Source organism: Zhengella mangrovi (genome assembly GCF_002727065.1).
Classification (GTDB): domain Bacteria; phylum Pseudomonadota; class Alphaproteobacteria; order Rhizobiales; family Rhizobiaceae; genus Zhengella; species Zhengella mangrovi.
Map to the genome: position 1 here is coordinate 201,136 of NZ_PDVP01000002.1, position 17,849 is coordinate 218,984.

19 protein-coding genes are annotated in these 17,849 nt (G+C 65.3%); 10 read left to right on the top strand and 9 right to left on the bottom strand.

Annotation, left to right across the window (positions count from 1 at the left end):
- Nucleotides 1–55: 55 nt before the first annotated feature.
- The 4 genes from CSC94_RS04830 to CSC94_RS04845 all read right to left on the bottom strand — a co-directional run bounded on the left by CSC94_RS04830 (nucleotide 56) and on the right by CSC94_RS04845 (nucleotide 4,011).
- Nucleotides 56–778 (bottom strand): protein tyrosine phosphatase family protein, encoded by a 723-nt coding sequence (locus CSC94_RS04830; protein WP_133122821.1) that lies wholly within the window; start codon nucleotides 776–778, stop codon nucleotides 56–58.
- 31 nt (nucleotides 779–809) lie between these two features.
- Nucleotides 810–1,451: a DUF6691 family protein gene (locus CSC94_RS04835; protein WP_099304355.1), complete on the bottom strand. Its 642-nt coding sequence runs from the start codon at nucleotides 1,449–1,451 to the stop codon at nucleotides 810–812.
- A complete protein-coding gene (locus CSC94_RS04840; RefSeq protein WP_099304357.1) occupies nucleotides 1,448–1,963 on the bottom strand; it encodes a YeeE/YedE thiosulfate transporter family protein in 516 nt (171 codons plus the stop codon). The genes CSC94_RS04835 and CSC94_RS04840 overlap by 4 nt, the downstream gene beginning before the upstream one ends.
- A gap of 224 nt (nucleotides 1,964–2,187) precedes the next feature.
- Nucleotides 2,188–4,011, bottom strand: coding sequence for a PHA/PHB synthase family protein (locus CSC94_RS04845; RefSeq protein WP_099304359.1), 1,824 nt, complete (start codon nucleotides 4,009–4,011; stop codon nucleotides 2,188–2,190).
- Between the two features lie 428 nt (nucleotides 4,012–4,439).
- Between CSC94_RS04845 and CSC94_RS04850 the strand changes: the two genes are divergently transcribed.
- From CSC94_RS04850 to CSC94_RS04875, 6 genes are read left to right on the top strand one after another with little or no spacing between them, the layout of a single operon-like run.
- Complete coding sequence (locus CSC94_RS04850; protein WP_205853233.1) at nucleotides 4,440–5,249, top strand: transporter substrate-binding domain-containing protein; 810 nt, start codon at nucleotides 4,440–4,442, stop codon at nucleotides 5,247–5,249.
- A 15-nt stretch (nucleotides 5,250–5,264) separates the two neighbouring features.
- Nucleotides 5,265–5,939: an amino acid ABC transporter permease gene (locus tag CSC94_RS04855; protein ID WP_099304361.1), complete on the top strand. Its 675-nt coding sequence runs from the start codon at nucleotides 5,265–5,267 to the stop codon at nucleotides 5,937–5,939.
- Complete coding sequence (locus CSC94_RS04860) at nucleotides 5,936–6,601, top strand: amino acid ABC transporter permease (RefSeq protein ID WP_099304363.1); 666 nt, start codon at nucleotides 5,936–5,938, stop codon at nucleotides 6,599–6,601. Before CSC94_RS04855 ends, CSC94_RS04860 begins: the two co-directional genes overlap by 4 nt.
- A 1-nt stretch (nucleotide 6,602) precedes the next feature.
- A complete protein-coding gene (locus tag CSC94_RS04865; RefSeq protein ID WP_099304365.1) occupies nucleotides 6,603–7,376 on the top strand; it encodes an amino acid ABC transporter ATP-binding protein in 774 nt (257 codons plus the stop codon).
- Between the two features lie 15 nt (nucleotides 7,377–7,391).
- The gene (locus CSC94_RS04870) at nucleotides 7,392–8,300 is read left to right on the top strand and encodes an aminotransferase class IV (RefSeq protein ID WP_099304367.1); all 909 of its coding nucleotides are present in this window, start codon (nucleotides 7,392–7,394) and stop codon (nucleotides 8,298–8,300) included.
- Between the two features lie 27 nt (nucleotides 8,301–8,327).
- Nucleotides 8,328–9,017, top strand: a complete 690-nt coding sequence (locus tag CSC94_RS04875; protein ID WP_099304369.1) for a GntR family transcriptional regulator — start codon at nucleotides 8,328–8,330, stop codon at nucleotides 9,015–9,017.
- Nucleotides 9,018–9,077: 60 nt separating this feature from the next.
- On the opposite strand, the gene CSC94_RS04880 is transcribed toward CSC94_RS04875, so the two are convergent.
- From CSC94_RS04880 to CSC94_RS04895, 4 genes are all read right to left on the bottom strand, one after another.
- A complete protein-coding gene (locus CSC94_RS04880) occupies nucleotides 9,078–9,716 on the bottom strand; it encodes a class I SAM-dependent methyltransferase (RefSeq protein WP_099304371.1) in 639 nt (212 codons plus the stop codon).
- 157 nt (nucleotides 9,717–9,873) lie between these two features.
- Nucleotides 9,874–10,512 (bottom strand): PAS domain-containing protein, encoded by a 639-nt coding sequence (locus CSC94_RS04885; protein ID WP_165784321.1) that lies wholly within the window; start codon nucleotides 10,510–10,512, stop codon nucleotides 9,874–9,876.
- 8 nt (nucleotides 10,513–10,520) lie between these two features.
- Nucleotides 10,521–11,309, bottom strand: coding sequence for a helix-turn-helix transcriptional regulator (locus CSC94_RS04890; RefSeq protein WP_099304375.1), 789 nt, complete (start codon nucleotides 11,307–11,309; stop codon nucleotides 10,521–10,523).
- A gap of 176 nt (nucleotides 11,310–11,485) precedes the next feature.
- Nucleotides 11,486–13,021 carry a 4-hydroxyphenylacetate 3-hydroxylase family protein gene (locus tag CSC94_RS04895; RefSeq protein ID WP_099304377.1) on the bottom strand — a complete coding sequence of 512 codons (1,536 nt, stop codon included), beginning with the start codon at nucleotides 13,019–13,021 and terminating at the stop codon, nucleotides 11,486–11,488.
- An 85-nt stretch (nucleotides 13,022–13,106) separates the two neighbouring features.
- On the opposite strand from CSC94_RS04895, the gene CSC94_RS04900 reads away from it, so the two are divergent.
- The gene (locus CSC94_RS04900) at nucleotides 13,107–13,748 is read left to right on the top strand and encodes a TetR/AcrR family transcriptional regulator (RefSeq protein ID WP_099304379.1); all 642 of its coding nucleotides are present in this window, start codon (nucleotides 13,107–13,109) and stop codon (nucleotides 13,746–13,748) included.
- Entirely contained in the window at nucleotides 13,735–14,268 is a 534-nt protein-coding gene (locus CSC94_RS04905; protein WP_099304381.1) for an isochorismatase family protein, read from the top strand. The genes CSC94_RS04900 and CSC94_RS04905 overlap by 14 nt, the downstream gene beginning before the upstream one ends.
- A 24-nt stretch (nucleotides 14,269–14,292) precedes the next feature.
- Here the strand turns inward: CSC94_RS04905 and CSC94_RS04910 are convergent, their stop codons facing one another.
- Nucleotides 14,293–14,799, bottom strand: coding sequence for a hypothetical protein (locus CSC94_RS04910; RefSeq protein WP_099304383.1), 507 nt, complete (start codon nucleotides 14,797–14,799; stop codon nucleotides 14,293–14,295).
- 247 nt (nucleotides 14,800–15,046) lie between these two features.
- Between CSC94_RS04910 and CSC94_RS04915 the strand changes: the two genes are divergently transcribed.
- Together CSC94_RS04915 and CSC94_RS04920 are read left to right on the top strand one after the other, a co-directional pair.
- The gene (locus CSC94_RS04915) at nucleotides 15,047–16,513 is read left to right on the top strand and encodes a cryptochrome/photolyase family protein (protein WP_099304385.1); all 1,467 of its coding nucleotides are present in this window, start codon (nucleotides 15,047–15,049) and stop codon (nucleotides 16,511–16,513) included.
- Nucleotides 16,510–17,847: an NAD(P)/FAD-dependent oxidoreductase gene (locus tag CSC94_RS04920; protein ID WP_099304387.1), complete on the top strand. Its 1,338-nt coding sequence runs from the start codon at nucleotides 16,510–16,512 to the stop codon at nucleotides 17,845–17,847. Before CSC94_RS04915 ends, CSC94_RS04920 begins: the two co-directional genes overlap by 4 nt.
- The last annotated feature ends 2 nt before the right edge of the window (nucleotides 17,848–17,849 follow it).

The window sequence follows — 17,849 nt, forward strand, 5'->3', positions numbered from 1 at the left end:
ACGGAAGGCCGGCCATGGCAGGCCGGCCTCCCCGACGTTCATGCATGTGCGCGCCTTAGAGCGGCTGCAGGCCGAGCTGTTCGCGGACAGCCGCCTCACGGCTGGTCTTCAGGCCGACGGCGCGGCCTTCCTCGACGGCGACTTCCGCCGGCACGCCCTTGGATGCGCGGTAGAGAGCCCAGGTGGCGCCGACGCGATTGGCCGATTCGCAATGGACGAGAACGGGGTAGTTCTCCGGGTTCTCCACGATCGCTGCAAATTGGGCGATCTGCTCGGCGGTCGGCGCCTTGGTGGGCACGGCCATGTTGATGTAGGCCAGGCCGGCCGCCTTGGCGAGCACGGCCTCCTCGTTGGCCCCTTCGTCCGCCGTGTTCAGGTTGACGATGGTCTTGAAGCCCAGCGTCTTCAACAGCCCCAGGCTCGACGGGTCAATCAGGCCGCCGGTCCCGATGTAGGGCGTGGCCCGCAGGTAGTTCTTGACGATGTTCGGCATCTCGTTGCCGTAAACCGCCTGCTGGTACTTGGTCGTCGTGTCATAGGGCCCCTTCGGCATGGCTGCCGCAGGCGCATCGGCCGTCTTTGCCGCCGCCGCGGGCGCGCAGGGGTTGGCCGGCTTGGCCTGCGCCGGGGCACAGGGATTGGCCGGCCGGGCGACGGCAGGCGCACACGGGTTCTTGCCCTGCGCGCTGGCCTGGCCGCCGAGCGCCGCGCCCACCGCGAGCGCCGCTACCGGGACCATGACCGCCTTCAACAGGCTTTTCTTCGACTTCTGCTTCATGAGCATTACTCCTCGCTGCTTCATTGGAATTTCATTCTGCTGGTTGCGACGCGTAGCCGGCGCGGCCATCGGGCTCTTCGGGTGCGCAGACCTCCTCCGCCGTGAAGGGGCCGCCGCGCGCTTTCTCGAGCCGCGAACCAAGAGCGAAACCGCCGGCTGCGACGACGACGAGAACCGCCAGGATCAGCCATTCCGGCATTCCCAGCAGATCGGTCAGCCGCTGGCCTTCAGGGCCCTGCGCGGCGAAATAGAAGTCGGTCAAGGGGCCGAACAACTGGGCAAAGACGATGACGCCGGCGACCATGCCGGCCACGAAGACAAGCGCGTCGATCCGGCCGGAGGCCAGGCCCACGAGGGACGTTCCCGGGCAGTAGCCACCCACGGCGAAACCGGCGCCGATCAGCAGGCCGCCGGCGAGGATCGCCCAGAAATAGAGGGTCGGAACGAAGACCGACTGCGCGGTCATCAGGCCGGCAAGGCGCAAGAGATAGAGGCCGATGGCGGCGACCAGCACGGCCGTGAACATCACCTTGAAGACCGAAAAGTCCTTGAGGGTGAACTGTCCGGTCAGCTTGCGCGGGCTCCCGAACCCGGCCGCTTCCAGCGCGAAGCCGAACAGCAGGCCGGTCAGCAGGCCGCCGGGAATGCCGTAGTCATAGAAGGGAATTGTCATTGCCAAATCCTCCGGAACATCATCGAGACGAGAAAGCCCGCCGCGAAAAAGCCGATCAGGAACACGAAACCGGCAACCGCCAGCGTCGCGCCGCCGGACAGGCCGAGGCCGCTGGTGCAGCCGCGGGCCAGGCGGCTGCCGAAGCCGACGAGCAGGCCGCCGCCGAAGGCATAGGCGAACCGCTGGGTGCGCGTGACCTCACGGCCGCGCTCGACCTTGACGCTGATGCGCCCGGCGCTTCGGCTTCCCAGGAAAGCGCCGATCACGACGCCGATCACTTCCCAGGTGATCCACGAGGCCAAGGGGGCGCCGGCCTGGATGAAGGGTCCGAAATAGGCGTTCTGGGCGGTGGCCGTCGGCGCGATCCATGCCGACACCTGGGCCGCGAGGCGGGTGACGAAACCCGACGCGCCAAGTCCGTTGCCGGTGATCACGAATGTCAGGAGAAGTGCGAGGCCCAAGGCGATGCCTGCACTCAGGGGTGACCAGAAAGGTCTGGGATTTGCGGTCATGATGCTGTCCTCCTCGCAAGCAGGATAGCAACATATTCAAGAATGTATATACATAATTATTCGAATGTATCGCGGGAATGCCGGATCGAAGCGCGTTGCCCGGCATCCGCCTTCCCGGCCCGGAATGCTCTCTGCATCGATCCTTGCGGCACCCGCCGTCGTGGCTGCGCGATTGCCGGCGGAACGCGCGGATGATCCGTGACGTTCGCGCGGGCGCGCGCTGGCTAGTCCTGGTGAACGTAGCTGCCGGGCGCGGCCATCAGGGGCGCCAGGCCCTTTTCCGGCGCGCCGATCCGCGGCGCCGGCGCCATGCCGCTGCTTACACCTGCAAGCCATCCCATCCATTCCGGCCACCAGGACCCCGGACGTGGCGCGTTGGCGGCCAACCAGGCATCCGGACCGGCATAGTGGCCACCGGCCGGCCGTTGCGCGATGCGGTGGTGGCCGCGCGCCTTCGCCGGTTCGTTGACGATGCCGCTGTTGTGCCCGCCGCTGGTGAGCACGAAGGTGAGATCATTGTCGGTGAACAGTTGGACCTTGTAGACGGACTTCCACGGCGCGATGTGGTCGGACTCCGTTGCCACGACGAACATGGGCGCGGAAATGTCCTTGAGCGCGATGACCCGCCCATTGACCGCGAACCGGCCCGCCGTCAGCCGGTTCTCCAGGAACAGGCCGCGCAGGTATTGCGAATGCATCCGGGCCGGCATCCGGGTCGTGTCCTTGACCCAGACACCCATGTCGGTGGGGACATCCTCCTGGCCGAGGAAATAGCGCCGGACGGCCCGGGAATAGATCAGGTCCTCGGCACGGATGGTGGAGAAGGTGCGGGCCATCTGGGGCCGGTCGAGGTATCCCCGTTCCCACATCATGTCCTCGAGGAAGGACACCTGGCTCTCGTCGACGAACAGCAGCAGTTCGCCCGCCTCTGCGAAATCGACCTGGGCGGCCATCAGCGTGATCGACGCCAGGCGTTTGTCCTTGTCGCGGGCCATGGTCGCGGCCGCGATCGCGAGGATGGTTCCGCCCAGGCAATAGCCGACGGCGTGCACCGGCACGCCGGGAACGATCGCGTTCACGGCATCCAAGGCCGCCATCACGCCCTTCTCGCGATAGTCTTCGAGCGAGAGATCGGCCTGGTCGGCGCGCGGATTGCACCAGGAGATCATGAAAACCGTGAAGCCTTGCCCGACGAGGTGTTTCACCATCGAATTGTGGGGCGACAGATCGAGGATATAGTACTTCATGATCCAGGCCGGGACGATCAGGACGGGCTCGGCCTGCACCTGTTCCGTTTGCGGCCGGTACTGGATCAGTTCGAAAAGGTCGTTGCGAAAGACGACCTCGCCCGGCGTACAGGCCAGGTCCTCGCCAAGGCGATAGCCCTCGGGCACGGGTTCGTGAACACGGGTGAGGATGTTCATGATGTCGTGGAGGAAGTGCTCGGCGCCGGATTGCAGGTTGCGGCCGCCGGTCTTGACGGTCTCCTCGATGATCTCGGGATTGAGCGCGGGAAAGTTCGACGGCGACAGGACATCGAGCATCTGGCGCGCCATGAAGCGGGTCCGGTCCGCGTCCTCCGGGCGCAAGCCGCGCAGGTGATCAGTGGCAAAGTCCCACCAGTCCTCGACGGCGAGGAAACCCTGCTGCATGATATTGAATGGCGCCTTCTGCCATCCTGGATGGTGAAAGCGATGGTCATAGGGTTTCGGCTTGAAGGCCGGAGCGCCTTCCGCCGCGGCATCCGTTGCCTGGGCGATCAGCTTGAAGAAATCCCTCTGCGCCCGCTCGGCGAGTTCCAGTTGCCGCCCCGGCGACCCACCAAGATGCAGGGTCCAGTCGTTCAGGGCTCCAAGAAAGGCATGGGGCGCGATGCCACCGGTCATGAGCGCGACGGCCGCGCGGAATGCCCGATCCAGATTCTGGTGCGGATGGTCGTCCGGCGGCGGTGTCTTACGGGCCGGCGGAACGGCGGCCGGCAAGGCCGCCGGCTTCACCGGAACCAGCGCTCGCGTTTCGGCGGGTTTCTGCGTTCGTGTCTTCGACATGGGTCATGTTCCCGGAAAGACTGGCCTTGGCACTTGGCTCCGGATCCGATCGCCCTGGATCCGTCGATACGCTGCGGTGCCTCGGCGGGCATTGTAGCGCGAAACGGCGGCTTTCAGTTCGGCATAATGTCGCGCGCCTGCTGGACTTCGCGACCCGGCACCTGCGTGCTTCGGACCAACGCCAGGTCAGACGGATGCCATGGCGGGTCTCCCGGGGCGCCTGCCCTTCGCCCTGACGAGACGCCGCGAGCACCGGCCTGCCCTTCGCTGCGCCTTCCCGGCGCCGTCCGCGCGTGTCCCTTTCCGTGACGAAAGATTGATTGTTGACAATCGACAATCTTGGCGTTCCTAATTCGATGTCCAGCGCCATCGGCCGGTTCCAACCGTCAAAGGAGCATGAAATGACCATCAACCGCAGAAGCTTTACAATGCTCGCAGGGATCACCCTGACCAGCGCCCTCGTCTCGAGCGTCATGCCGGCCCTTGCCGCCGGAACCCTGGAGGCCGTGAAGGAACGCGGCTCGCTGCGCGTCGGCGTGACCCAGGCGCCGCCGTGGTATTCGAAGGATCCGGCGACCGGCGAATGGACGTCCGGCGTCGGCGTTTCCGCCGGCAAGGCGATGGCGGAAGCCCTCGGCGTCAAGTTCGAGCCGGTCGAAGTGACCTGGGGCACGGCCGTGGCAGCGCTGCAGAGCAACAAGATCGACATCATGTTCGTGCTCGACGCGACCGAGGAGCGCAAGAAGGCCGCCGACTTCCCGGAGTCGCCGCTGCTCTATTATTCGCTCGCCGTGCTGGCGAAGGACGACCTCAGCGTTTCCGCCTGGGAAGACCTCAACAAGCCGGAGATCAGGATTTCGGTGCCGCAGGCCACCAGCATGGACAAGTTCCTCACGGAGAATGTCTCCAAGGCCGACATCCAGCGCTTCCCCGGCAATACCGAGGCGATCGCGGCCTTCCAGTCCGGACGGGTCGATGCGGTCTGCCTGTTCCACCCGCCGCTGATCGCCGCGCGCCAGAAGCTCGGCAGCGGCAAGATCGTCGTCCCCTCGCCCGTCAAGTCGAACCCCACCAGCGCCGCCGTCCGCAAGGGCGACGCCGAGTTCGTCGCCTTCGTCGACGGGCAGCTCAAGGACTATTACCAGTCGGGCAAGATCCAGGCCTGGTACGAGGAATTCCTGACCGGTTTCGGCCTCGACCCCAAGGCGGCGCCGCCGATCATCAAGGAACTGCTCTGAGGAGCCGGCCATCCGATGTACGAGTGGGATTTCTCGCCGGTGCTGGCGCAAGGCGGCTTTCTCCTGGCCGGCTTTCGCAACACGCTGATCCTGACGGCAACGGCGCTTTCGGGCGGCCTGGTCGTCGGGCTTCTGCTGGCACTGGCGAGACTGTCCCACAGGCGCTGGCTGAGCATGCCGGCCGGCGTCGTCATCGAGGTCTTCCGGACGACACCGCCGCTCGTCCAGCTGTTCTGGTTCTATTTCGGCCTGCCCATCGTGCTGGCGGTGGAGATGACGCCTTTCCTCGCCGCCGCGCTGACCTTCACGATCCAGAGCGGCGCCTTCTTCGCCGAGATCTTCCGCGCCGGGATCGTTTCCATCGAGAAGGGCCAGTGGGAAGCGGCCAAGGCAATCGGCATGAGCCACAGCCAATGCATGCGGCGCATCGTCCTGCCGCAAGCGGTCAAGCGCATGTTCCCGTCGATGATGGAGCGCTCGATCGAACTGATGAAGACCACGACGCTGGTCGCCACGGTTTCCTACGCCGACCTGCTGTTCCAGGCCAACGAACTGGCACAGAAGACATTCCGGCCTCTGGAGGTCTTCACCGTCGTGGCCCTGATGTATTTCGTCACGATCTCCTTCGTCAGTTTCCTCGCGGCACGCCTGGAACGGCGGTTCGCGCGGACGGGTGAGTTCACGACATGACCTACAACTGGAACTTCCACGACGTCTTCGTGAACTGGTGGGCGCTCGCCATCGGCGTCGCCGGCACCCTGAAGCTGTTCGTGGTCTGCCTGGTGCTGGGGATGAGCCTCGGCCTCGTCATCGCGCTCGGCCGGCGGTCGCAGAACCGGCCGGTGCGCTGGCTGTCGACGCTCTTCGTTGAGTTCTTCCGCAACACGCCGGTGCTCGTCCAGATCCTCTGGTTCTACTACGCGCTGCCGATCCTGGCGCCGATCGAGATCAGCCCCTTCATGGCGGCCATCCTCGGCATTTCATTGAACTCCGCCGCCTACTCGGCGGAAATCTATCGTGGCGGCATCCAGTCCATCGAACCGGGCCAGTGGGAGGCAGCCAAGGCGATCGGCATGTCCGGTCTGCAGGCGCTTCGCCGGATCATCCTGCCGCAGGCGATCCGCAGGATCATCCCGGCGCTGACCAACCGGGGCGTGGAGATCTTCAAGATGTCGACCCTGGCCTCGGTGGTCGCCTATGTCGAACTGCTGCAACAGGGCAAGCTCGTCGCCTCCCTCAATTTCAACCCGCTGGAGGTCTACACGGTGGTCGCCGCCATCTTCCTCATCATTCTCTACCCGATCGTGCGCCTGACCTACGCGGTCGAACGCCACCTTGCGCGGAGCGACTGACATGGCCGGTCCCATCCTGCGGCTCAGCGGCCTCGGCAAGTCGTTCGACGGCAACACGGTCTTCTCCGGCGTTGATCTCGACGTCTATCCCGGCGACCGGATTTCCATCCTCGGCGCCTCGGGGTCCGGCAAGAGCACGCTCCTGCGCTGCATCAACCTGCTGGAGATCCCCGACGCGGGGCAGATGGAGATCCAGGGAGCGACCGTCGGCGAGCCTTCGCGCAGCGGACGCGCGCGCTATCCCGAGCGGCAGCTTCGCGACCTGCGCCAGCGAGTCGGCATGGTCTTCCAGCACTTCAACCTGTTTCCCCACATGACGACGGCGGGCAATGTCGCCGAGGGGCTCACCACGGTGCGCGGCATGCCGGCAGGCGAAGCGCGGCAACGCGCGCTCACCGAACTCAGGCGCGTCGGGCTCGAAGACAAGGCCGACACCTATCCCTCGCGCCTCTCCGGCGGCCAGAAGCAGCGGGTGGCGATCGCCCGGGCACTGGCCATGGACCCCGACATCCTGCTGTTCGACGAGCCGACTTCGGCGCTGGACCCGGCGCTGGTGGGCGAAGTGCTGGGCGTCATCGAGCAACTGGCCAACGAAGGCCGCACCATGCTTCTCGTGACGCATGAAATCGGCTTTGCCTACCATGTCTCGACGCGTGTCGTGTTTCTCGGCGAGAACGGCATTTACGAGACGGGAACGGCCGAAGAGGTTCTCAAACACCCGAAACGACCGCTGACGCAGCAGTTTCTCGCCGAGCACAAGCGGTTTCAATTCTGACAAAGACGATACCCCATGAACAATAACCAGAGCGCCCAAGGCTACGTCACCGACCCCCGCAACGAGAACGTCCTCGTCTACGTCAACGGCGACCTCGTCGCGCGCAACAAGGCGGTCGTTTCGATCTTCGACAGCGGCTTCGTCCTGGGTGACGGCGTCTGGGAAGGCCTGCGCCTGAAACAGGGCCGGCTCATCCAGCTCGAGGCCCACCTCGACCGGCTTTTCGAGGGCGCGGGATCGATCGCGCTCACCATCGGGCGCAGCCGCGACGAGATCAGGGCCGCGCTCCGGCAGACGCTGGATGCCAACGGGATGGAGGACGGCGTCCACATCCGCCTGATGGTGTCGCGCGGCATGAAAAGCACGCCCAACCAGGACCCGCGGTTCGTGATCGGCCAGGCGACGCTGGTTATCGTGGCGGAGTACAAGACGCCAAGGCCGGAATCCAAGGCGAAGGGGCTTTCCCTCTTCACCTCCACGTTCCGCACCAGCGGGCCGGACGTCTTCGATCTCCGGCTCAATTCGCACAGCCGCCTCAACCTGATCCAGGCGCTGATCCAGGCCATCAACGCGGGCGCGGACGAGGCGTTGATGCTCGATCCGCGCGGCTTCGTCGCGAGCTGCAATTCGACCAATTTCTTCATCGTGCGCGGGCGCGAACTGTGGACCTCGACCGGCAGCTATTCCTTCAAGGGCCTGACCCAGAAGGCCGTGATCGACAGCTGGCGAGCGAGCGGCGGCATCGCGCTTGAAAAGGACTTCACCCTCGCCGAGGCGTATGCGGCGGACGAGTCCTTCGTTACCGGCACGCTTGGCGGCGCCTCGCCGGTGGTGCGGATCGACGGGCGCACCATCGGGACGGGCCAGCCAGGACCGGTGACGGCCGAGGTGAGCGAAATCTACCAGCAATGGGTCATGCGATAGGGCCGCGACGGACGGCGACAGGAACCGATGAGCAAGACCGCAGAAAGCACACGGACGCCCGACACGCCCATCCGGCGCGAGACCTTCGGCAACCAGGTTGCCGGACGGCTGCGCCACAGCATCATCTGCGGCGATATCGAGGCCGGCAGCCAGATCACGGAAATGGACCTGGCGGCGCGGTTCGGGATCAGCCGCGGACCGCTGCGCGAAGCCATGGGGCAGCTTGCCTCGGAAGGCCTGATCGTGACCGTTCCCTACAAGGGGAGCCACGTCCTCAAGCTGACGTCCAAGGACGTCCGGGAAATCTACTCGCTGCGGACCGCGCTGGAAACGCTGGCATTCCGGGAGATCTGGGACCGGCGCGACGAGGCCTTCTCACGTGACCTCGAGGCGCGCCACAAGCGCCTTCTCGACACGCTCGGCCTCAAGGACCATGTCGCTTCGAGCGAAGCGGAAATCCGCTTCCATTCGCTGGTCTACGAAGCGTGCGGGCATCACCTGCTGCTGGAAAGCTGGAAGCGGATCGCCGGCCGGATGCAGTTCTATCTCGCCATCCACCAGAGGGCACACGGCCGGACGGCGCCCATCCACGATGCCCATGAACGCTACCTGGCGCTGGCGCTCGGAGACAACCTCGACCGGATGCTGCAGGAAATCGACGAGCACATGCGCCGCGGGCTGCAGCACATGGAGCGCTATCTCGGCGGGAGTACGTGAGTTCCCTTTCCCGGAACGGGCGGGTAGCACCCTTGCCGCCTCTTTCAGGTGGGTGTCGCTTTACGCCCCTTCCGGACGCTGCACGATCATCAGCGTCTTCGGCACCCGTTGTTGCGGGTACTGGTACCCCAACACCTCGATCCAGTTGGCGCCTTTCAGGGCTCCCTCGTAGTCATCGAGCGAACGCCAACGGCAATGGGTCGCCTGCTTCGAGCCCGGCTTCGGAAAATGCTCAACCACGAAGAAATATCCGCCAGGCCGTGTCGCGTGATAAAGCCCGGTGACGGATGCGTGCCATTGGGCGTCGTCGACCACGTGGAAAAGTACATCGAGACATAGCACCGCGTCGAATGTTCTGTCGAAGCCGACCTTCGCGAGGCTGGAAACGTTGAATTCTCCAATGCCAAGCTCTCTTGCCGCGTCGATTGCGGTCGGCGAGATATCGCAGCCGAAAAGCTGGAATCCAATCGGGGCGAGCATTGACGTGAATGTGCCGGAACCGCATCCTGCATCCAGAACGCTTGCCCCCGCCTTCAGTCCCAGGGCGCCCAATCGATGGCAAACGAGCGCGGCCTTGGACGCGATCAGGTTCAGGTTCTGCTCCGACGTCAGTCCGCGATTGCCCACGTTGCGATGGTCGCCCTGCAATTCGGCATGGCGCGCCTCCCAATAGTCACCTGGATTGAACGCATCAGTCATCGGTTGCAAATCCCCTGCACTGCCGGAAGCACGGCCCACGAACGATTGTTTCCTTATTTCCCTGCAAATCAAGACCGGATAGGCGCACGGAAAGCGCGAGGCTCGGCCTCAGGAACGACAGGAACGGGTCGACAAATCCGGTTCCGGCGAGAAACCGTCAAGACCGGGCCGGCGTCGCGAGGCCGACCATAGGCATGCGCGCGATATCGAAGGCCGCGTCGGTCACGTCCTGCATGGTAACCACGGCTCCGGCCCCCTCGCTACGCAGCGGTTCCATGGCGCAGCGCATGATCCGGGTTCCCTCCGGCTGTTCGAGCAGGTGAAAATACTCGCTCGACTGGCCCGAAAAGGCCCGTTCGAAGAAATGCCGGGCGCGGCCTTCGAAGCGCTGCTGGCCGATGACCTCGGCGACGTGACGGCCGATGATCCCCTCGTCGGTCACCTGGTAGAATTCCCGGTTTCCGAAAGAGGTCTTCACGTAGCGGAATTCGCTGTCGATCAGCGATACCCGCTCGCTCAACCGCTCGAGGGAGGTCGCCATCAGGCGCTCGTTGATCAGGCGCGCCGCGATGTCCAGCTCGGCTGACGGCCCCAGCAACTGCCCCGCGGTTTCCAGGAAAAATCGGATCTGGACATAGCTCTCGGCGTCATCGGCGGGCTGCAGCGTCTCGATGCGCTCATGCGCGCTGCTGAGCTCTCGGTCGAGCGTGCGAATGACGGATTCATTCTGCTCGCCGGCAAACTCCTGCCTTAGCGCCAGACTGATCTTCTGGTAGCGCCATATGGCCTCACACATCCTGCTCGTCATGATGATGCTTCGGAACCTTCGGTCTCGAACCGCTTCGCATCGAGTTCGCCGGCCAGCGTGGCCAGGCGCACCAGTTCGAAATGGTTCCTGGCACCGAGCTTGCCGCAGGCGCGCTCGATCAGCATGCCCTGGCCGAGTTCGGACAGGCCGGTCTCGTCCTTGATCGACGCGGGCGATTGACCGCGGGCACGCAGGAGGACGATGTTGGCTTCCATTTCGGTCAGGCGGCGCTCGCGGAACAGTTTGCCGACTTCGGGGAACTTCGACAGGACGGACGCGATCAGGTGGGTGAAGGCGTCGACCATCCCCTGCCCTTCGCCGGCGCTCATCCTGTTCTCCAAGCCGATGAGAACAAGTGCCATGCCGCGGCCGACGACGACCGGAATCGCGAAGATATCGGCGTAGCCCAGCTTCTCGACCTCGACGAAGAACCGGCGCTCGGTCAGCGAGGCATAATCCTTCCGCAAGATCTCGCTGAACAGGTAGGGGCGCATCCGGGCCAGCGATTCACGGTGGAAAACGCAGCCGCCAACCGTTTGCAGGAGCTGCCCCTGGACGCGCACGTCGTCGGTGAAATCGGACCACGGGCGGACGGATTTGTCGGGACGGACGAGATCGGCGATCTTGACGAGAAGAAGCTGCGCACCCGCGCTCTTCGAGAACCGGGCCAGCGCCTGGCATGCCCCGCCAAGATCTTCGGCGCCATCGATCTCCGCCAGGGCATTCCAAAGGGCCTTGCGCCGGTCCGGAGCCGAATGGGATGGGCTGTGTTCATTCTTCTGCATGCCGGAATCCGATCACACGGGCGATTCGCCCATCAGAATCTGCCCATGAATTCTTGTAAAAGCAAGACATATGCATCCATTGCGATATCTATGCACGGATCGACACATCGACATCTTTCCCGATCTACTGCGATTTGCATGGGCCGTTTGGCGGCGGGACCTATCGACAACCGTGCCTATTTCACGGCCACCGGTTCGGACGCGACCGGTTCAGGGACCGTGCAGCCGGTCGTGCAGCATCGCTCGGGCTGGCTGGTGGTCCGGCTGCCATCGGCAAGGAGGCCCCGGTCCAACAGGTTCTCCACCAGTTCGGCCTTTTCCATGACGGGATAATTGCGCCAGATCTCGCGCTTCATTGCCTCCGGCGACCCGCCGCCGTGCAGTGAAATCACCGAGTACCAGCCCGCCTCGTGGGAGATCGTCAGGTCCTCGATGAAACGGGCCACCTCGGCCCGCTGGTCGGCCGGAATGTCGGGCCGGCCGCCCATGACGGCTGCGATCGAGGCCCTCGTCTCCGGGTTGTGATCCTCGTCCGGCCCGGGCAAGGCGACGATCAGGCCGCCGGAGACATAATGCGCAACACGCTGCATGTCGTAGATCTTGGTGGCCAGCAGCAACTTGCCGATGTTGGAAAAGACCGCGTCGGGCATGACCGAACCTGCCGGATCCTTCGCCGCGTAGACGGACGCGGCCACGCCGCAGGCATAGAAGCTCTCGGTGATGGTGATGAGTTCGACCATGGCGTCGCGGATGTGGCCATGCCGGTCGGCGTCCAGGCCGTTGGCCTCGATCATCAGGGCGCCGGCGCCGATCAGCAGATCACCGAACCCGGCGCGCGCGCCGATGCAGGAATGGCGATGGTGGGTCGCGTAGGACGTGGTCAGGAACCCGCCCTCCCCGGCTTCGCCAGCCAGGAAGACCCGGTCGTGCGGCACGAAGACGTCATCGAAGACGACCATGGCGACGGCCTGGCCATACTTGCGGGAAAACTTCGCCGACGCCTGCCCCGGCTGGCCTGCCTGGCGTGAAATGATGGTCACGCCCGGGGCGTCGCAGGGAACCGCGCAGCAGACCGCGAAATCGCTGTCCTCCGGCGTGTGCGTGCGGCATGGCATGACGAGGAACTCGTGCATGTAGGGTGCGCCGGTCACGATCGCCTTGGTCCCGCGAATGACGATGCCGTCCTTCCGGCGTTCCTTGATGTGCACGTAGACATCCGGATTGGCCTGCATGCCGGGCCGTTTCGAACGGTCGCCCTTGGCGTCGGTCATCGCCACCCCGAGGGTCAGGTCGCGGTCCTGGACGTCGTGCAGGTAGGCGAGAAAGCGCTGGGCATAATCGGTGCCGTGGCTGGCATCGGTGCGCGCGGTGGCCTGGAAAATGCCGTTCAGCGCGTCATGGGTCAGGTAGCGCTGGGCACAGCCGGACGCCTTGCAGACAAGCCGGACGGCTTCGAGCTTCGTCAACAGGTCCTGCGAGGTCTCGTTGATATGAAGCATGCGATTGACGGTCTTGCCCGACGAGCCCTGCCGGGCGGTCATCAAAGGGCGATGCCTTTCCTCCAGCGCAAAGTCGTAGGTGACGCCCACGGCCGCGATGCCCGGGGCCAGCAGCGGCTCGTCGGCAACGCTTTCCACGGCCTGCCCGTTGACGAAGACACGCGGGGAATAGGCCCTGAGCGATTCACGGTAGTCGGCTGCGGACATCATCATGGCATCGGCTCCTTGCGCCAGATCATTCGAACAGTGTAAGATTTTTTAACAGTGTTCAATTCCTGTCAAGGAGGGGCCGGGCAGCATGACGGCACGGCGGCAATCGAAGCGTGAAGCGGTCAGCGAGGGCAAGCGCGCGATGATCCTGGAGGCCGCGCGCGACGTGTTTGCCGAAGAGGGGCTGGACGGCGCCAGCCTCCGGGCGATCGCGGTCCGGTCGGGCTACACGCCGGCAGCCCTCTACTTCCATTTCGAATCGAAGGAGGATCTCTACGCGGAGGTCCTGCACGCCTCGCTTGCCTCACTGGGCGCCGCGGTCGAGGCCGCGGTCGCCGAAACCAGTGCTCCCCGGCAGAAGCTGAAGGCCTCGGCGCTGGCCTTCTTCCGGTTTTACGCCGAGCACCCGCGCGACCTGGACCTCGGGTTCTACCTGCTGCGGGGCGGCATGAAACCGGCGGGGCTCGGCCATGACCGCGACGTCAAGCTGAATGCGTCGCTGGCGGCTGCGTTGCGGCCAATCGGCGATGCCGCCATCGAGATGGGCGCGACGGGGGACCAGGCCAACCTGCTGATGGTCGATTGCTTTGCCCATGCCGCCGGCCTGCTCCTGCTGCTTCACACCGGGCGCATCCGCATGTTCGGCGCTTCGGCCGCCGCGCGGATGGAAGCCTATGTCAACGACCGCATCGACCAGCTTTCGAAGGGATCCGTCCATGCCGACCATTGATCCGAACCGTTCGCTCCTTCTCGTCATCGATTTCCAGGCCCGCCTCATGCCGGCCATCCACGACAGCGACGGCGTCCTGCGCAACGCGCGCCGACTGGTCGATGCGGCGCGCATCCTGGGCATCCCGCGCCTGTTCACGGAGCAGAATGCCAAGGGGCTGGGTCACACCGTCAGCGCGGTGCCGGTCGATGGCGACCCGGTCGTGGACAAACAGTCGTTCGACGTCTGCCGCGAGCCGGGTTTCCTGGACCGTCTTCCTGCCGACGCGACGATCATCGTGACCGGCTGCGAGGCCCATGTCTGCGTGCAGCAGACCGTACTTGGCCTGCTCGGCGCCGGGCGGACGGTAGCGGTCGCCGGAGACGCGACCGGCTCGCGTGACCCGACCAACAGGGATGCCGCGTTGCGGCGCATGGAACGCCATGGCGCCGATACGGTGACAACGGAAATGATCGTTTTCGAATGGCTGCAGACGGCAGAGCATCCGCACTTCCGGCCGACGGTCGCACTCATCAAGTAACCGCCTGCCGGTCAGGCGCCGGCTTCAATCGGCGGTTCGAATATGCACCACGACGCGACCGTTCTCGACGGTGTCCCAACGCTCGATCCGGCGGCCGTCGCCCGCGGTCTCGAAGTTGCCGGATACCCGAACGGGTCTTGCCAAGTCTTCATCGGGTGACGTGCTGGCCGCGGGGGACGGCTGCGCTGCCTCGCTGATCGACGCCGTCACGGACCGGTCGATGGCCGCAGGGCCAGCCGCTTCCGCAGAGGTGGAAACGGGGGTTGCGGCCGGGGCGCGGCGAAAGTCCTCGACGAGATGGCCGGTCCGGGTGACCGCCCATTTCTGTCCGCGCTGGCGCGCATCGCTGGCGGAGACGCAACCGGTCCTGAGGCTGGGATGCTCCGCTCCTGACGCCTTCTTCAGTTCGACCGTCGCTGCCTCGCAGGCCTTCATCGATGCGAAGACGGCTTCCGACGGCTTGATCTCGCGGCAAAGCAGCCCGTCAGGCGTGCAGGAAATGGCGACCAGGAAAAACGTCTCGGCAAGCATGTCATGTCTCCTCTGCTGCCAAACCAATGCGCCTGGGCGGCAAAGGTTTCAGCGCCATGCCGGACAGGCGAGAGCGGGTTGTCACGGTGCCGCAGCGACCATCGCAGCCGCCCGGCCGCCGCAAATTCACGAATGGGCGGAATTTTTTCCAAATCGATGAAACCACAATGCGATTCGCCACGTACCGAGGTTCTGACAGTCAATGCCGGCCGGGCCCTCGTCCGGTTCATCAACACAACCGGACTTCATGACGTTCAAGCACGATACCGACCCTGCCAAGCCCGTCCTCGTTCTTTTCCGCCACGACCTGCGCGTGGCCGGGAACGCCGCGCTGACCGCCGCCGCCGGCAGCGGCAAACCCGTCATTCCCGTCTTCGTGCGCGAAACGGGCGGCCCGAGGTTCCGCGCACCGGGCGCAGCCTGGCTCTGGTGGCTGCATCATTCGATCGCGGCATTGTCGAAATCCCTCGAAAGCCTTGGCGCAAACCTGGTTCTGCGGTCCGGCCGGCAGCGCGACATCATGGAATCGCTGATCGAGGAGACGGGCGCCGACATGGTGCTCTGGAACCGCCGCTACGACCCGGCCGGCATGGAGGCCGATACGGACATCAAGGCCGCGCTGAAGGATCGCGACCTGCACGCGGAGAGCTTTTCCGGTGCGCTGCTGCACGAGCCTTGGCAGCTCAAGACCGGGTCGGGCGGCTACTACAAAGTCTATTCGCCGTTCTGGCGGGCCTTTTCCGCCGATTTCACGCTGCAGGCCCCGCCCCCGGCACCGCGTTCCCTGCGCGCCTACGACGGGCCGGTGACGAGCGAGGCGCTGGATGACTGGCGCCTGCTGCCGACCCGGCCGGACTGGGCCGGCGGTCTGCGCGAGGCCTGGACACCGGGCGAAGCCGAGGCGCACCGGCTGCTCGAGGCCTTCCTCGACGGCGCCATCGATGGCTACCGCGACGAACGCGACCGGCCGGACATCGAGAGCACGTCGCGGCTGTCGCCTTACCTGGCGCATGGCGAGATCTCGCCGGCGCAGATTTTCCAGGCCATTGCCGACCGCGAAACCATCGACGCCCGCGAGAAGGACATCGAGCATTTCAGGAAGGAAGTGGGCTGGCGCGAATTCAGCTACCACCTGCTGTTCCACAATCCCGACCTGGCGACGAAGAACTTCAACAGCGATTTCGACGCCTTTCCCTGGGGGCCGATCGGCGACCGGCTGGAAAAATGGCAGAAGGGCGAAACCGGCTACCCGATCGTCGATGCCGGCATGCGCCAGCTCTGGGAAACCGGCTGGATGCACAACCGGGTCCGCATGGCCGCCGCGTCCTTCCTCATCAAGCACCTGCGCGTGCACTGGCACCATGGCGAGGCATGGTTCTGGGATACGCTGGTGGACGCCGACCCGGCAAACAACGCGGCGAGCTGGCAGTGGGTGGCGGGGTCCGGCGCCGATGCCGCCCCCTATTTCCGCATCTTCAACCCGATCCTGCAGGGCGAGAAATTCGATACCGAGGGCAATTACGTGCGCCGCTTCGTGCCGGCGCTGAAAGACATGCCCGCCGACCGGATCCACAAGCCATGGCAGGCCAGCAAATCCGTTCTCGACAAGGCCGGGGTGACGCTCGGCAAGACTTATCCGGAGCCACTGGTCGACCACCAGCAGGCACGGGACAGCGCGCTAGAAGCCTACAAGACCATGCGGGGAGAAGCATGACCATCCACGAAAAAGACTTCGTTCCGGCGCGCAGGAAGCGCATCGCGGTCATCGGTTCCGGGATTTCCGGGGCATCGGCGGCCTGGGCGCTGCGCGACACGGCCGACGTGACGCTCTACGAGTCAGAGGCCAGGGCGGGCGGGCATACTGCGACCGTCGACATCGACTACGACGGCACGCCGATCAGCGTGGACACGGGCTTCATCGTCTACAACGAGCTGAACTACCCCGATCTGACCGCCCTTTTCCGCCACCTCGACGTGGCGACCGTGGAAAGCGACATGGGTTTTGCCCTTTCGCTGGACAATGGCCGGCTGGAATGGTGCGGCTCGTCGCTGACCCAGGTCTTCGCCCAGCGGCGCAACGTCGTGTCGGTGCCCTTCCTGTGGATGCTGCGCGAGATCCTGCGGTTCAACCGGCAGTGCCGCGAAGACCGGGCCGCCGGGCTGCTGGCCGGCATCAGCATCGGCAATTACCTGCGGCTGCGCGATTTCTCGCAACGCTTCATCGACGACTACCTCGTCCCCATGGCGGCGGCGATCTGGTCGACGCCGCGCGTCCAGATGCTCGACTTCCCGGCCGAGACATTCGTCACCTTCTTCGAGAACCACCGGCTGATCGATTTCGAACGCCCGGTGTGGCGGACCGTCAAGGGCGGCGCGCGCACCTACCTCGACAAGCTGCTGGCGCCGCTGGCCGGCCGCGTCCGCCTGAACGAGGCGGTGGTCGACATCCTGCGCGACCGTGACGGCGTGTCGGTGACCACCCGGTCGGGCACCACGCGGCACGACGCCGTCGTCATCGCCGCCCACAGCGACCAGGCGCTGGCCATGCTGGGCGACCCCTCGCCTGCCGAAGACGGCATCCTGTCGGCCATCCGCTACCGCGACAACCGCGTCGTGCTGCACCGGGACGAGAGCCTGATGCCGCGCCGGCGGCAGGCATGGGCTGCATGGAACTACCTGCGCGACAGCCGTGACGACGGCAGCGCCGACGTGGCCGTCACCTACTGGATGAACAAGCTGCAGGCGATCGATCCGTCGAAGCCGCTGTTCGTCTCGCTCAACCCGCCGCGCGAGCCGCGGCCCGGCACGGTGTTCGGGGAATTCAACTATGCGCATCCGCAGTTCGATGCCGGGGCCCTGGCGGCGCAGAAGGCGCTGACCGGCCTGCAGGGCGCGCGCGACACCTGGTTCGCCGGCGCCTGGACGGGCTACGGCTTCCACGAGGACGGGCTGAAATCCGGCCTGGCGGCTGCCGAAATGCTCGGCGGGGTGATCCCCTGGCGCGAACCGGCACTGCCGGCGGGCGAAGAGCTCATCGCGGCGGAATGAGG